The following is a 14858-nucleotide window of genomic DNA, read 5'->3' on the forward strand; positions in this document are numbered from 1 at the left end:
CCGCCATGTGGAGCTACATCCTCAAACGTCTGCTATTGATGATCCCGACGTTGATCGGCGTCCTCACGCTGACTTTCGTCGTGATCCAGTTCGTGCCGGGCGGGCCCGTCGAGCAGGCGGTGCACGAGTTGCGGCGCAGTACCGCCGAAGGCGGCGCGCCATTCGGCCTGCGCGCCCATAGCGGTGTCGACGCGCAGCAGATCGCACAACTCAAGGCACTGTATGGCTTCGACAAACCGCCGCTCGAACGCTACTGGCTGATGCTCAAGCGCTTCTCTCACTTCGATCTTGGGCAAAGCTATTTCCGGCATCAAAGCGTGTGGTCGCTGATCGTGTCGAAGTTGCCCGTATCGATCAGCATCGGGTTGTGGACGTTCTTCCTCACGTATCTGATATCGGTGCCGCTCGGCATCGCGAAGGCGGTGCGCAACGGCTCGCGCTTCGACGTCGCGACTAGCCTCGTCGTGCTGATCGGCTATGCGATTCCCGGCTTCGTGCTCGGCGTGCTGCTGCTCGTGCTGTTCGGCGGCGGCTCGTTCCTGCAACTGTTTCCGCTGCGCAATCTCACGTCCGACAACTGGGATCAGCTGAGCTTCTTCGGCAAGATTCTCGATTACCTGTGGCACATCACGTTGCCGATCGTGGCTTCCGTGGTCGGCAGTTTTGCCGTCGTCACGATGCTCACCAAGAACGCGTTCCTCGACGAAATCCGCAAGCAGTATGTGTTGACCGCGCGCGCGAAAGGGCTGTCCGAGCGGCGCGTGCTATGGAAGCACGTGTTCCGCAACGCGCTGCTGCCGTTGATCGTTGGTTTTCCGGCCGCGTTCATCGGCGCGTTCTTCACGGGCAGCCTGCTGATCGAAACGCTGTTCTCGCTCGACGGCCTCGGGCTGCTGTCGTACGAGTCGGTCGTGCGGCGCGATTATCCCGTCGTGCTCGGCACGCTCTATCTCTTCACATTGATCGGACTCGCGACCAAGCTCGTCTCCGATCTCTGCTATGTGTGGGTCGATCCACGCATTCAATTCGAACAACTGGAGCGCTGATTTGAGCCGCGTTCGTACAGATGCCGAAGTGTCGCGCGCGCAGCCGGTGCGCGCGTTCGTATCGCCGTCGCCGGCACGCCGGGTGTGGCTGCGTTTCCGGCAGCAGCGGCTTGGCTACTGGAGTCTGATCGTGTTCGTCGTCGCCTTCGCGGCGAGCCTTGCCGCGCCGCTGTGGTCGAACGACAAGCCGGTCGTCGTGCGCTACGACGGCCACTACTATTTCCCGCTCGTGAAGGACTACGCGGAGACGACCTTCGGCGGCGACTTCCCGACGCCCGCCGACTATCTCGATCCGTACGTCAAGCAGCGCATCGACGCGCCGGGCAACTTCGCGATCTATCCGCTGAACCGCTACTACTACGACACGCTCAACTATTTTTCGAAGCGGCCGAATCCGGCGCCGCCTTCGCGCGACAACTGGCTCGGCACCGACGACCGGGGCCGCGATCTGTTCGCGCGTCTCGTGTACGGCTTTCGCGTGTCGGTGGAGTTCGCGCTGGTGCTGACTTTTATCGGCACGGTGCTCGGCGTGCTGGCGGGCGCCGTGCAGGGTTACTTCGGCGGCAAGACGGACATCTTCGGGCAGCGTCTGATCGAAATCTGGAGCGCGATGCCGGAGCTGTATCTGCTGATCATCTTCGCGTCGATCTTCGAGCCGGGCTTCATCCTGCTGATCGTGCTGTTGTCGCTGTTCGGCTGGATCGGCCTTGCCGACTACGTGCGCGCCGAGTTTCTGCGCAACCGGCAGCAGGACTACGTGCGCGCCGCACGTGCCATGGGCCTGTCGAACTGGCAGATCATCTGGCGGCATGTACTGCCCAACAGTCTGACGCCCGTCATCACGTTCCTGCCGTTTCGCATGAGCGGCGCGATCCTCGCGCTGACAAGCCTCGATTTTCTCGGTCTCGGCGTGCCGCCGCCGACGCCCAGCCTCGGCGAACTGCTCGCGCAAGGCAAGGCGAACCTCGATGCATGGTGGATCTCGATGTGGACGTTCGGCGTGCTGGTTGTCACGCTGCTGTTGTTGACGTTCATGGGCGACGCGCTGCGCAACGCGCTCGACACGCGTATCTCCGATGCGATGAAGGCGGGAGGCAACCAGTGAGGCCAGGCGCGACGAAACACGACGGGCCTCTGCTCGAACTCGAACATCTGCGCGTGACCTTCGGCGACACGGTGGCCGTCGACGATGTGTCGCTCACGATCGGCCGTGGCGAGCGCGTCGCGCTGGTCGGCGAGTCGGGCTCCGGAAAGAGCGTGACGGCGCTGTCTATCCTCCGTCTGTTGAACGATGCGCAGACGAGCGGCGTGGTGCGCTTCGACGGTGAAGATCTGCTCGCGAAGAGCGAGCGCGAAATGCGCGGAATGCGCGGCTCCGATATCGCGATGATCTTTCAGGAGCCGATGACGGCGCTCAATCCGCTCTACACGGTCGGCGACCAGATCGCGGAAACCATCGTGCTGCACGACGGCGTCAGCGCCAATGAGGCGCGCAAGCGCGCCGTGGCGCTGCTCGACCGCACGGGCATCACGGAGCCGGGCAAGCGCGTGAACAGCTATCCGCACCAGTTGTCGGGCGGCCAGCGCCAACGCGCGATGATCGCGATGGCGCTCGCGTGCCGTCCGCGCCTGCTGCTCGCCGACGAGCCGACTACGGCACTCGACGTGACGATCCGTGCGCAGATCGTCGAACTGCTGCTCGAACTGCAGCGCGAGGAAGCCGAAAAGCGCGGCATGGCCGTGCTGCTGATCACGCACGATCTGAACCTCGTACGCCACTTCGCGCAACGCGTCGCGGTGATGGAGAAGGGCGTGCTCGTCGAGAGCGGGCCGGTCGACACCCTGTTCGCATCGCCGCAGCATCCGTACACCGAGCGGCTGTTGCGCAGCCGCCCGGAGCGCACCGTCGTGCCCGTGCTGCCGATCGCCCCCGTGCTGCTCGACGCGCGCGACGTGTGCGTCGATTTCAGGACGAAACTGCCGGGCATCGCCGGCTGGTTCCATTCGGGGCGCTTTCGTGCGGTAAACGACGCGACGGTGTCGGTGCGGCAGGGCGAAACCCTGGGTATCGTCGGCGAGTCGGGCTCGGGAAAATCGACGCTTGCGATGGCTCTGCTCGGCCTGCAAAGAACCTCACACGGCGCAATCGATTTTCAGGGCAGGGCGCTCGGCAGCTATCGGGGGCGCGAGCAGACGACGCTGCGCTCGAATATGCAGGTCGTCTTTCAGGACCCGTTTAGTTCACTTTCACCCCGGCAGACGATCGAACGGATCGTCGGCGAAGGGCTCGCGCTGCATCGCCCGCAGCTGAATGCCGAGGCGCGGCGCGACAAGGTGATCGGCGTGCTGCGCGAAGTGGGCATCGACCGGACGGCGCTGCAGCGGTATCCGCACGAATTCTCCGGCGGACAGCGGCAGCGCATTGCGATTGCGCGTGCGCTGGTGCTGGAGCCACGCATCCTGATTCTCGACGAGCCGACGAGCGCGCTGGACGTCTCGATCCAGCAACAGGTTTTGAAGCTGCTCGCGGGTTTGCAACGCAAATACAACCTGGGGTTCGTGTTCATCAGCCACGATCTGGCCGTGATCGGCGCCATGGCGCATCGCGTCGCGGTGATGCAGAACGGGGCGATCGTGGAGACGGGCGAGGTCGAGCGGATCTTTGCGGAACCGAGTCACCCTTACACACGTAAGCTGTTGAAAGCGGCCTTGACGACTTGACATTCACCAATTGGGTGCGACGAGTCATTGTTTTTTTCTATTTGTTTTGACATTGGAATACTTACTGGCTAGTATCGACCAAACTTTTTTCCTAGCCTGTTGATTTTCAGGCAAAAACTACCGCCGCACCCCAAGCCCTAACCAAGACCAACCACCAGACCAATGCAGCACCAAAACCTAACCCAGGCTTGCACGCGCGTCGTCGCCGGGATGTTCATTGGCGTACTGATGGCCGCAGCTCCCGGCGCTTTCGCCGATGAAGTAAGCAGCTTTAACCAGAATGCCTCATTCTCGACCTCTTCCGGGTCGAGTTCCGTGTCCTCCACCACACAAAGCACGCGAAGCGCTGCCTCGAATTCCGAGAGTGGCGCTCGTTCGTTTTTGTCCGGCATGGCCGGCAAGGCGGGTGATGTCGTGGTCGGCGCCCTCAACATGATTGGCGTGCGTTACCGCTGGGGTGGCGACACGCCGGATTCCGGCCTCGATTGCAGTGGCTTCGTGCGCTACGTGTTCCAGGACACGCTGGGCATGGCACTGCCGCGCCGCGCAGAAGAAATGAGCCGGGTCGGCGAGAAGGTTCGGGTTTCCGACCTGAAGCCGGGCGACCTCGTGTTCTTCAACACGATGCGCCGTACGTTCTCGCACGTCGGCATTTACATCGGCGACAACAAGTTCGTGCATTCGCCTTCTACAGGCAGCACGATCCGCGTCGACGACATGGATGACGGTTACTGGGAAAAGCGCTTCACGGGCGCGCGTCGTATCGAATCGACGGTGCCGCAGCAGCAGGAGCTGCGCCAACGCGTGAGCGCGACGATCGGTGGCAGCAACTAAGACGATCGTCGGTTGACTGGTTTCAAAAGAAGGGCCCGCTTCATCTGAAGCGGGCCTTTTGTTTTGCCGCGCCCGTTTTCGCGTATGAGGCCGCCGCCGCTCAGGCGGTCGCGCGCGCCGCCGCCAGCTTGCGCAGCAGTTCCGGCGCGATACGGGCGGCGGCTTCCTCGCCCGCCAGAATCGCCGCATTGCGTTGTCCGAAGTCGGTGCCGCTCATCGCGTTCAGATTCGGACGGATCACGACATCGGCGTATTTGTCTAGCTCATATGCCTTGATCGTCTGACCCATGATGGTAAACGTCTGCATCAGCACGTCGAACGAGCTTTCGGTGAGCGCCGTTTCGGGTCGCGCGGAAATATCGACGGCGATCACGAAGTCCGCGCCCATCTTGCGCGCGAACGACGCCGGCACCGGGCTGACGAGACCGCCGTCGACATATTCGTGCCCGCCGATTTTCACCGGCTCGAACACCGACGGCACGCTCGACGACGCGCGCACCGCGATGCCCGTGTTGCCGCGCTGAAAAAGAATCGGCTGGCCCGTTTTCAGATCCGTCGCGACGACGCCGAGCGGCTTCGCCATCTTTTCGATCGGGCGATTGTCGAGCGTCTTGTTCAGATAGTTCTGTAGCGCGACGCCTTGCAGAAAGCCGCGTGTGCGAAACGGCATCGCCCAGTCGCTGATCGACGCTTCGTCCATCGTCAGCGCGAGCTTGTTGAGCGCGAAACCGTTCAGGCCCGACGCATACAGCGCGCCGACCACCGACCCGGCGCTCGTCCCGCACACCAGATCGATCCGGATGTTGCGCGCCTCCAGTGCCTTGATCACGCCGATATGCGCAAAGCCGCGCGCCGCGCCGCCGCCGAGCGCGAGCCCGATGCGCAGCGGCCGTTCTGGCTTGACGGTCGGCGTCGGCGGGATGGACGCGGTGCTGGGCGTGGGCGTGGGCGTGACCGTGTCGGGCTTGTTGCCCGTCGACGCGCAGGCGGAGAGAACAGCGGAGGCCGCGGCAATCGAGAACGTGCGGCGGGACAAGCGTGGCGATGACGGTTTCAACGAATTCTCCAGCGACGGCGCCGACGTCCAGGCGGAAGTGTCGTGCCGCGGGTCATGCAAAAGCGATCGCCGGCGGCGATCCTTGGTGCGCTGCACGGAGCCGGCGGAGAGCAGGACGGCAGCGCGCGCACATCATAATGCAAAGCAGACATGGGGCGACAAACGGTTGAGGAAACCGTCTACATGTGCAGTGGTCAGTCTCGTGTACCGACGGCATCCTCGGTCCGATGTTTCGGCTTATGCCTTCCGGCGCGCTGCCGGACGCGCCTGCAAACCCATGTTGTCAGTATTCGACGGGTATAATTCGTCTCTCTTTTTCAATCGCGTTCGCGCCGTCGGCAGGCGTTGTCACCGTCGCCGGGCGCGATCCGTTTCCGTTGCCGCGCCTGGCTTCGATGTTCGCCGGCGCAGGCGTCTGCCTCCGAGTTACCGCACATGACCACTCCCGTTCGCACCCGCTTCGCACCGAGCCCCACCGGCTTCATTCACCTCGGCAACATTCGCTCTGCGCTGTATCCGTGGGCGTTTGCGCGCAAAACGAAGGGCGTGTTCGTGCTGCGTATCGAGGATACCGACGTCGAGCGCTCGACCGAGCAATCCGTCGACGCGATTCTCGAAGGCATGCAATGGCTCGGCCTCGACTACGACGAAGGTCCGTTCTACCAGATGCAGCGCATGGACCGTTATCGCGAGGTGCTCAAGCAGATGCAGGAGCAGGGGCTCGTGTATCCCTGCTACATGTCGACGGAAGAACTCGACGCGTTGCGCGAGCGTCAGCGTGCCGCGGGCGAAAAGCCGCGCTATGACGGCACGTGGCGTCCCGAGCCGGGGAAAGTGCTGCCCGAGCCGCCCGCCGGCGTGGAACCCGTGCTGCGTTTCCGTAATCCGCTGACGGGTGTGGTCGCGTGGGACGATGCCGTGAAGGGCCGCGTCGAAATCTCGAACGAAGAACTCGACGATCTCGTGATCGCGCGTCCGGACGGCACGCCGACCTATAACTTCTGCGTGGTCGTCGACGATCTCGACATGAAGATCACGCACGTGATTCGCGGTGACGACCACGTGAACAACACGCCGCGCCAGATCAATATCCTGCGTGCGCTCGGCGCCGAGCCGCCTGTCTACGCGCACCTGCCGACCGTGCTGAACGAGCAGGGCGAGAAGATGAGCAAACGGCATGGCGCGATGAGCGTGATGGGCTACCGCGACGCGGGCTATCTGCCTGAGGCCGTGTTGAACTATCTCGCGCGTCTGGGCTGGTCGCATGGCGACGCGGAGATTTTTTCGCGCGAGCAACTGATCGAATGGTTCGATCTCGAGCACCTCGGTAAGTCGCCGGCTCAGTACGACCACGCCAAGCTCAACTGGCTGAACAACCACTACATCAAGGAAGCGGACAACGCGCGTCTCGCCGATCTGAGCAAGCCGTTCTTCGCGGCGCTCGGCATCGACGAAGCGACGCTCGCGAAGGGCGCGGATCTGGCGGCGGTGATCGGGCTGATGAAGGATCGCGCGTCGACGGTGAAGGAGATCGTGGACAACGCCGCGATGTTTTATCGCGAACCGAATCCTGATGCCGACGCGCTCGCACAGCATGTGACGGACGTCGTGCGTCCCGCGCTCGCCGATCTCGCTACGGCATTGAAGACCTGCGAGTGGACGAAGGAGGGTATCGCCGCCTCGTTGAAGGCGACGCTCGGCGCGCACAAACTGAAGATGCCGCAGCTCGCGATGCCCGTGCGTCTGCTGGTGGCAGGCACGACGCATACGCCGTCCATCGATAGCGTGCTGATGCTGTTCGGTCGCGACGTGGTCGTGAGCCGCATCGAAAAGGCGCTTGCCTGAACAGGCGAAGCGGGGCCGCCGGAGATCGTTGCGCGGCCTCGCAAAAAAATTGTAGAAAGCGACTCAAGAGGTATTTACAAAGCGAAATTTGCTCACTACAATCTCGCTTCTGTTCTGCAAGGGGGTATAGCTCAGCTGGGAGAGCGCTTGCATGGCATGCAAGAGGTCAGCGGTTCGATCCCGCTTACCTCCACCATCAGAGCAGAGTGAAGTCTTCCGGTTAGCCGGAAGTTGTAGAAAAAAGACTTCACAAACGGTAGTAAAGTTGTTAGAATGGCGGTCTTCGCTGCTGATGAATGAAGTTAGCTGCAAGAACGAGACAGATCTGAAAAGATTATGTCCCCTTCGTCTAGAGGCCTAGGACATCACCCTTTCACGGTGAGTACAGGGGTTCGAATCCCCTAGGGGACGCCAAAATACTGGCGTTGCTTGAGATTCAAGTAATGCGCTTGCGAGAAGTAACCGACGCTCGCAAGTCAGGTAGCAAGACTGGAGTGGTAGTTCAGTCGGTTAGAATACCGGCCTGTCACGCCGGGGGTCGCGGGTTCGAGTCCCGTCCACTCCGCCAGATTAAGCCCGTTCGGTGAGCGGGCTTTTTCGTTAAAGGTGTAAGCAGTAGCATATGAAGTATGTTGTCCCCTTCGTCTAGAGGCCTAGGACATCACCCTTTCACGGTGAGTACAGGGGTTCGAATCCCCTAGGGGACGCCAAAATACTGGCGTTGCTTGAAATTCAGGTAATGCGCTTGCGAGAAGTAACCGACGCTCGCAAGTCAGGTAGCAAGACTGGAGCGGTAGTTCAGTCGGTTAGAATACCGGCCTGTCACGCCGGGGGTCGCGGGTTCGAGTCCCGTCCGCTCCGCCAGAAATAAGAAGCCCGCTGAATTGTCAGCGGGCTTTTTGTTTTGCGCTTATCTTGCTTACCATTCGACACCGCTTGCAAAGGCAGCCAGGTCGCCGGGTGCGCCGCCGTGGGGCAAACAGCCATTGCCAGCGAGGTCCGCGTGTCTTAACGTTGAGCGGACCGACTCTTTCGTCCTTGCACGATGCTCGACCCGACTGACGATCCATCTCCCTTCCATTTGCGCAAGGCCAGCATGGACGACTTCTCGTTCGCCGAGGCGCTGACGCGCAACAACATGGGCGGGTACTACCGCCGGCATCACCTCGTGTGGCGCAGCGATCTGTTTCTGGCGAGCTGGCGGGAGTCGGAAAATTTCATTCTCGAAGCGGACGGCGAGCGGATCGGCGTGTTGCGCATCACCGAAGAGGGTGACTCGCTGCATATCCGCGACGTGCAGATCGCCGAGGGGCATCGGCGGCGCGGCGCGGGAACCTATCTGCTGAATACCTCGCACCGTTGGGCGCGCGCCCGCGGTCTCTCCGAACTGCAACTGCGCGTATTCGTCGACAACCCTGCGGCGCGACTCTATCAACGGATGGGCTACCGGCTCGCCGGCCCACGACTCGCGCAGCTCGGCTCGATCCGGCACATGGCCCGGCGCGTCTGAGGACGTTGCGGGCGCATCGACTGCGTACTTCCGCTCGTCGCGGCAGCCCATTTGATCAACGCTGTTCGTCCTGATCGTCGTCTTCGTCCCGCTCCCGTTCGTCACGCCTATGCTCCGCGCCTCGCACCATGAATGCCCGTGGACTTTCGCCGAACGCGCGCCGGAACATCGCGGAAAACGCACTCTGACTCTGGTAGCCCAGCTCCCGCGCGACGTGCGACAGCGGCCGCCCCTGACTGAGCAAGGGGATCGCGCGAGCCAGCACGGCTTGCTGACGCCATTGCGAAAAGCTCACCCCAAGTTCCTGACGAAAAAGCCGCGCGATGGTGCGCGTGCTCGCACCCGCCGTCGACGCCCATCGCTCCAGTGACTCCGTATTCGCGGGATCGGCCAGCACCGCCTCGCACAACGCACGCAGACGTTTTTCCGTCGGCATGGGCACGGATAGCGGCAGAGGCTGCGACCGGGTGATTTCGTCGAGCGCCAGCGAGCCGAGCAGGCGTTCGCGGTCGGGTGGCAAGCCGGGCGTGTCCAGCGAGGCAATGACCTCGCGCAGCAGCCCCGAGACTTCGACGACCCGGCACGCGTCCAGTCCCGGCGGCACGACCGTCTCGTTGACATAAAGCGTGCGCAGAAAGGCCTCTTCGACGATGGTCACTTCGTGCAGCACGTACGGCGGCACCCAGATTGCGCGCGACGGCGGCACCATCCACGTCGTGCCGGACGTGCCCACCCGCAGTACGCCGCGCGACGCATACGCGACTTGCGCCCACGCGTGGGTGTGCCGCGCGATGCGCACGCCAGCCGGCATGGGCCGCGAGCGCACGCGGATAGGATGCGTCGGGGTGGGCGCGAACTCCGGCGGAATGTCGGCGAAATCGACGCGTGTCGACATTTCGGCGGACGCATTTATGGCGGGCGGCGTCGCGCGGGTAGTGGATGGGGCGGCTTCAGTCATGGCGTAGCGGAGTGGGCGGCAGCGAATCTGCCGTATGACGCTTGTCATTGTAGGGTCGTGCAGGTCATCCGAACATTGGCCGAATGGACGATGCGACATCGAAAAGATGGCACGGCATAATGCTCCCGATTCCTTTCGTCAACGGGAGAAGCTCATGAACTTTGCCACAGCCGACTTGTGCGACGCGCACGAAGATCAGCTCGCCGCCGGCACGTTGCGCGTGCTCGATCCCGTCTTCAGCCGTTTCGGGCGCGCGTCATGTTTCGGCGGCGAGGCTGTCACGCTCAAGGTGTTCGAAGACAACACGCTGGTGCGCGCCACGCTCGAAGAAAAGGGCGCAGGCCGTGTGCTGGTGATCGACGGAGGCGGCAGTCTGCGTTGCGCGCTGGTCGGCGGCAATCTGGGCAAGCTTGCCGAGAAGAATGGCTGGGCAGGCATCGTCGTGTTCGGTTGCGTGCGCGACGTGCTCGAACTGAACGAATGCAACATCGGCATCGTCGCTCTCGCGACCCATCCGCAGCGCAGCGAGAAGCGCGGCGGCGGAGAGCGCGATGTGCCCGTGCGTTTGCCCGGCTCGGCCGTGCGGCCGGGCGAATGGGTGTATGCCGACGGCGACGGGGTGCTGGCGGCGAGCGCACCGCTCATGTAAGGCGTCGCGTCATGAATGGATGGTGTCTGAACGGAGAGTAGTGAACTGATGCAAAACGTCTTTGTATATGGCACGTTGCGTGCCGGTGAGATCAATGACATTGGCGCGGCGGCGGCGCGTAACGACATCGCTTCGCCGACGCTGGTCGGCCCGGCGACCTTGCGCGGTCGTTTGTTCGATTTCGGCGCGTACCCGGGCCTGGTGCCCGATGACGCCGGCGTGCACGTGCGCGGCGACGTCTACGCGATCGACGACGAACTCGTCGCCGTGCTCGATGAGATCGAGCAGGTGTATCCGGGCATCGAGGGGCTGTTCATGCCGCGTGAAGTGACCGTCGACGTCCAAGGCACGCCCGTCACGTGCCGTTACTATCCCGTGCAGCGGGACGCTGTCAAAGGACTGCCGGAGATACGCAGCGGCGATTGGGTCGAGCATCGGCGTTCGAACGGGCGCTAAGGGCCGCGCCGCAATCGGCAGGACGCAGTCGATAAAAGAATGGCCCAGCAGGCATGACGCCCGCCAGGCCATCCCGGTCGGTCAACCATCGAGCAGTGGTGCTGCTCAGAGTTCTTCGTAAAGCGGCAGCGTCAGGAACTCGGTGAAATTCTCCGACGTCGACATGTCGCTGAAGATCTGCGCGGCGCGATCGTACGGCTTCGTATCGCCAGTAATCGCGGCCTTGACCTTGTCGAGTTCCTGCGCCGTCAGTTCGCGCACGAGTCCGGCCGTCACCTTGCGGCCATCGTCGAGCTTACCCTTCGGCGAGCGGATCCACTGCCAGACCTGCGAGCGCGAGATTTCCGCCGTCGCCGCGTCTTCCATCAGGTTGTGAATGGGGACGCAGCCATTGCCCGCGAGCCACGAGCCGAGGTAGTGGATGCCGACGTTGATGTTGTTGCGCAGTCCTGCCTCGGTGATGGGCGCTTCCGGACGGAAATCGAGCAGATCCTTGCCCGTCACCTGGACGTCGACGCGTTGCTTGCCGATCTGGTTCGGCTTGTCGCCGAGCACCTTCACGAATTCTTCCATCGCGATGGGCACGAGTCCCGGGTGCGCAACCCAGCCGCCGTCGTAGCCGTCCGTCGCGTCGCGTGCCTTGTCCGAGCGTACGCCTGCCATCGCCTTGTCGTTCGCGGCCGCATCGCTTTTGATCGGAATCAGCGCGCTCATGCCGCCGATGGCAGGCGCTTTGCGGCGGTGGCACGTCTTCAGAAGTTGCAACGCGTACGCGCGCATAAAAGGCACGGTCATCGTGATCTGCGAACGGTCAGCCAGGCAGAAGTCCTTGTCGTTCTTGAACTTCTTGATTGCAGAGAAGATGTAGTCCCAACGCCCAGCGTTCAGACCCGAGCTGTGTTCACGGAGTTCGTACAGGATCTCATCCATTTCGAACGCAGCGAGGATCGTTTCGATCAGCACAGTCGCTCGGATCGTGCCGCGCGGCACCCCCACGGCTTCCTGAGCGGCGACGAAGATATCGTTCCACAGGCGCGCTTCGAGATGACTCTCCAGCTTCGGCAGATAGAAGTAGGGGCCGGTGCCGCGCGACAGTTGCTCCTTCGCGTTGTGATGCAGGAACAACGCGAAGTCGAAGATGCCGCCCGACACGCGCTGACCATCGACGCTCACATGCTTCTCGTCGAGGTGCCAGCCGCGCGGCCGAACGATCAGCGTCGCGATTTTGTCGTTCAGCTGGTACGACTTGCCGTTCTGTTCCAGCGCGATCGTGCGGCGCACGGCTTCCTTCAGGTTGATATGGCCGGTGATCTGGTTGTCCCAGCTCGGCGCATTCGAATCCTCGAAGTCGGTCATGTAGGAGTCCGCGCCCGAGTTCAGCGCGTTGATGATCATCTTGCGGTCGACGGGACCCGTGATCTCGACGCGGCGGCATTGCAGGTCCTGCGGCAGCGGGGCGATCGTCCAGTCGGCTTCGCGGATGTTCTTCGTTTCCGCGAGGAAATCGGGGCGCTCGCCCGCGTCGAGACGCTGGGCCCGCTCGGCGCGCGCCTTCAACAGTTGCTGGCGACGCGGCTCGAACGTCCGGTGCAGGCTGGCAACGAGCTCGAGCGCTTGCGGCGTCAGAATCGCTTCGAAGCCGGGCTTGATCTCACCGGTAATTTTCATGCCCTGCGGGAGCGACAACGTGTTCGCCATGATTTCTCCTTGGTCGGTCAGTTTCAAAAATGCGTGGTGATGCCACTGCGTTGCTTCACGGGGTTGGCTGCCGTCACGTGCCAGGGCTGTGGCGCGCGGGGCGGCTTGCCCCCCGTTTCGCTGGTTTTGCGGGCGGCGTCTGGTGCTCGATAAACGTCATCAGATCGCTCATGCTCGTGCCTGTGCCGTGCGGCGTGACGCCGAGTTCTTCGGCGGGCGCGCCCTGGCGGTTCAACCAGAACACGGTGTAGCCGAACCAGTTCGCACCGCTCGCGTCCCAGCCGTTCGACGACACGAATACGATCTCGCGCGCGGCCACGCCGAACGCCTGCGTGCCGAGCGCATAGGTCGCGGGCGCAGGCTTGAATGCGCGCACGGCGTCGACCGACAGCACGTGATCGAACAGTCCCGACATGCCTGCGCTCTTCACCGCGATGTCGAGCATTTGCGGGTTGCCGTTCGACAGGATCGCGAGACCGATCGGCGCGTGGCGTCCCGCCGTGCGCGCGTCGCGCAATTGGCGCAACGCGGGCAGCACGTCGGGAAATGCCGACAGGCACGCGTATTCGTCCATCAGGCGTTTTTCACCCGCCGCGTTCAGCGCGAGGCCGAGCTTGCGCGCGGAGAAACGGAGCGCGTCGAGCGTGATGTTCCAGAACGGCTGGTAGCGTGCGCCGGCGGGATCGGAGGCCGTGCGCAGCTGCGTGTATTCGATCTGTTTTTGCCGCCACAACTGCGAAAGCGCATCGCCGTGGCCCGGAAACATCTGCTCCGCGGCAGCGACGACGGAATGCACGTCGAACAGCGTGCCGTATGCGTCGAAAATCACTGCCTTGGGTAAGAGTGTCGTTGTGGCCGACATTGCCTTGCGCTCCATCAGAGGTCAGGATCGATTCTATTCGTGACGGCTTGTGCTAAAAAAGACTCTAAAGATCACTTGATCTTTTACTTTCATCAACCTAATCTGACGCCACTTCTTATTCGTGCGCGATCGACGCGCGCCATCATCCGCCGTGGACCGATTCAAACAGATCGAGACCTTCGTGACCGTCGCGGCGCGTGGCAGCCTGTCGGCGGCGGCCCAGTCCGAAGGCGTCGCACCTGCCATCATTGGGCGTCGCATCGACGCGCTCGAGGAGCGGCTGGGCGTCAAGTTGCTGGTGCGCACCACGCGCCGTATCACGCTGACCTACGAAGGCTCGGCGTTTCTCGAAGACTGTCAGCGCATCATTCACGACATGCAGAATGCCGAGGCGAGCGTGTCGGCGGGCGGCGTGAAGGCGAGCGGCCATCTGCGCGTGTCGGCACCGGCAGGATTTGGGCGGCGGCATGTCGCGCCGCTCGTGCCCGCGTTCACCGTCGCGCATCCCGACGTGTCGATTTCTCTCGATCTGTCCGATCGCATGGTCGATCTCGTTAACGAAGGATTCGACTGCGCGATACGGCTCGGCGAATTGCCTGACTCGTCGCTTGTCTCGTTGAGACTCGGTGAGAACAAGCGCGTATGCGTGGCATCGCCGACTTACCTTGCGCACCGCGCGGCGCCGCAGACGCTCGCCGATCTCGCGCATCACAACTGTCTCGCGCTCGGCGCAAGCGCGAACCAGCAGCGCGGCTGGGTGTTCCAGCAGGGGGACAAGGTCGTCACGATCAAGGTGTCGGGCACGATGGAATGCTCGGACGGCGCGGTGCTTCACGAATGGTGTCTGGAAGGCTATGGGCTCGCGTGGCGCTCGTGGTGGGAAGTCGGCATGGACATCGCGGCGGGGCGCCTCGTCAGCGTGCTCGACGAATTCGCCGCGCCGCCCATCGGCATTCACGCGGTGTTCCCGCAACGGCGGCATCTGCCGCTGCGCGTGCGTCTTTTTCTCGATTTCCTCAAGCATACGTACGGCAATCCCGCGTATTGGGGCTGAGCGCGGCGCGCGCCGTGCTGCGAAGCCCAGATGGCGCGCGGGTTTCCGATATGCGGACATGCCCGCACGCGCCGCTTGCGCGACTTTTCGGCGCACTACAATCGTTTTGACGGCCCGCCGCGCGGCATCGCGACCGCTGCGGCGCAGGCGGTTGCACGCGCATACCGG

General features: G+C 63.0%; 13 protein-coding genes and 5 tRNA genes. 14 read left to right on the forward strand and 4 right to left on the reverse strand.

What is annotated here, in order from left to right; genetic code table 11:
* The first annotated feature begins 5 nt into the window (after nucleotides 1-5).
* The 4 genes from C2L66_RS06275 (at nucleotide 6) to C2L66_RS06290 (ending at nucleotide 4601) form a co-directional block, all read left to right on the forward strand.
* Nucleotides 6-1046 (forward strand): microcin C ABC transporter permease YejB, encoded by a 1041-nt coding sequence (locus C2L66_RS06275; RefSeq protein ID WP_035990757.1) that lies wholly within the window; start codon nucleotides 6-8, stop codon nucleotides 1044-1046.
* The gene (locus C2L66_RS06280; protein ID WP_405083823.1) at nucleotides 1000-2151 is read left to right on the forward strand and encodes an ABC transporter permease; all 1152 of its coding nucleotides are present in this window, start codon (nucleotides 1000-1002) and stop codon (nucleotides 2149-2151) included. The genes C2L66_RS06275 and C2L66_RS06280 overlap by 47 nt, the downstream gene beginning before the upstream one ends.
* On the forward strand, nucleotides 2148-3767 hold the full coding sequence (locus C2L66_RS06285; protein ID WP_054934436.1) for an ABC transporter ATP-binding protein: 1620 nt from the start codon (nucleotides 2148-2150) through the stop codon (nucleotides 3765-3767). The genes C2L66_RS06280 and C2L66_RS06285 overlap by 4 nt, the downstream gene beginning before the upstream one ends.
* Nucleotides 3768-3929: 162 nt before the next feature.
* A complete protein-coding gene (locus C2L66_RS06290) occupies nucleotides 3930-4601 on the forward strand; it encodes a C40 family peptidase (protein ID WP_060601321.1) in 672 nt (223 codons plus the stop codon).
* Nucleotides 4602-4701: 100 nt separating this feature from the next.
* On the opposite strand, the gene C2L66_RS06295 is transcribed toward C2L66_RS06290, so the two are convergent.
* The gene (locus C2L66_RS06295) at nucleotides 4702-5718 is read right to left on the reverse strand and encodes a patatin-like phospholipase family protein (RefSeq protein ID WP_409372580.1); all 1017 of its coding nucleotides are present in this window, start codon (nucleotides 5716-5718) and stop codon (nucleotides 4702-4704) included.
* A gap of 375 nt (nucleotides 5719-6093) precedes the next feature.
* Here C2L66_RS06295 and gltX point away from each other — a divergent pair, with 375 nt between their 5' ends.
* The 7 genes from gltX (at nucleotide 6094) to C2L66_RS06330 (ending at nucleotide 9013) form a co-directional block, all read left to right on the forward strand.
* Nucleotides 6094-7503, forward strand: coding sequence for a glutamate--tRNA ligase (gltX, locus tag C2L66_RS06300; protein ID WP_054934438.1), 1410 nt, complete (start codon nucleotides 6094-6096; stop codon nucleotides 7501-7503).
* A 120-nt stretch (nucleotides 7504-7623) separates the two neighbouring features.
* Nucleotides 7624-7699 (forward strand) — tRNA-Ala (locus tag C2L66_RS06305).
* A gap of 142 nt (nucleotides 7700-7841) precedes the next feature.
* A tRNA-Glu gene (locus tag C2L66_RS06310) sits at nucleotides 7842-7917 on the forward strand.
* Between the two features lie 77 nt (nucleotides 7918-7994).
* A tRNA-Asp gene (locus C2L66_RS06315) sits at nucleotides 7995-8071 on the forward strand.
* A gap of 66 nt (nucleotides 8072-8137) precedes the next feature.
* Nucleotides 8138-8213 (forward strand) — tRNA-Glu (locus tag C2L66_RS06320).
* Nucleotides 8214-8290: 77 nt separating this feature from the next.
* Nucleotides 8291-8367: transfer RNA gene (locus C2L66_RS06325), tRNA-Asp, on the forward strand.
* 181 nt (nucleotides 8368-8548) lie between these two features.
* A complete protein-coding gene (locus C2L66_RS06330; protein WP_035990767.1) occupies nucleotides 8549-9013 on the forward strand; it encodes a GNAT family N-acetyltransferase in 465 nt (154 codons plus the stop codon).
* Nucleotides 9014-9068: 55 nt separating this feature from the next.
* Here C2L66_RS06330 and C2L66_RS06335 read toward each other — a convergent pair whose 3' ends face one another.
* Nucleotides 9069-9908 (reverse strand): AraC family transcriptional regulator, encoded by an 840-nt coding sequence (locus tag C2L66_RS06335; RefSeq protein ID WP_054934439.1) that lies wholly within the window; start codon nucleotides 9906-9908, stop codon nucleotides 9069-9071.
* 217 nt (nucleotides 9909-10125) lie between these two features.
* Here C2L66_RS06335 and rraA point away from each other — a divergent pair, with 217 nt between their 5' ends.
* A complete protein-coding gene (rraA, locus tag C2L66_RS06340) occupies nucleotides 10126-10620 on the forward strand; it encodes a ribonuclease E activity regulator RraA (protein WP_054934440.1) in 495 nt (164 codons plus the stop codon).
* 48 nt (nucleotides 10621-10668) lie between these two features.
* Entirely contained in the window at nucleotides 10669-11076 is a 408-nt protein-coding gene (locus tag C2L66_RS06345) for a gamma-glutamylcyclotransferase family protein (protein ID WP_060601320.1), read from the forward strand.
* Nucleotides 11077-11181: 105 nt separating this feature from the next.
* Here C2L66_RS06345 and aceB read toward each other — a convergent pair whose 3' ends face one another.
* Both aceB and C2L66_RS06355 read right to left on the reverse strand, forming a co-directional pair.
* Complete coding sequence (gene aceB / locus C2L66_RS06350; RefSeq protein WP_054934442.1) at nucleotides 11182-12774, reverse strand: malate synthase A; 1593 nt, start codon at nucleotides 12772-12774, stop codon at nucleotides 11182-11184.
* A gap of 73 nt (nucleotides 12775-12847) precedes the next feature.
* Nucleotides 12848-13636 (reverse strand): haloacid dehalogenase type II, encoded by a 789-nt coding sequence (locus tag C2L66_RS06355; RefSeq protein WP_060602716.1) that lies wholly within the window; start codon nucleotides 13634-13636, stop codon nucleotides 12848-12850.
* 151 nt (nucleotides 13637-13787) lie between these two features.
* Here C2L66_RS06355 and C2L66_RS06360 point away from each other — a divergent pair, with 151 nt between their 5' ends.
* Nucleotides 13788-14690: a LysR family transcriptional regulator gene (locus C2L66_RS06360; RefSeq protein ID WP_060601318.1), complete on the forward strand. Its 903-nt coding sequence runs from the start codon at nucleotides 13788-13790 to the stop codon at nucleotides 14688-14690.
* Nucleotides 14691-14858 lie beyond the last annotated feature (168 nt).

It is taken from the genome of Paraburkholderia caribensis (assembly GCF_002902945.1).
In the GTDB taxonomy this organism is placed as follows: domain Bacteria; phylum Pseudomonadota; class Gammaproteobacteria; order Burkholderiales; family Burkholderiaceae; genus Paraburkholderia; species Paraburkholderia caribensis.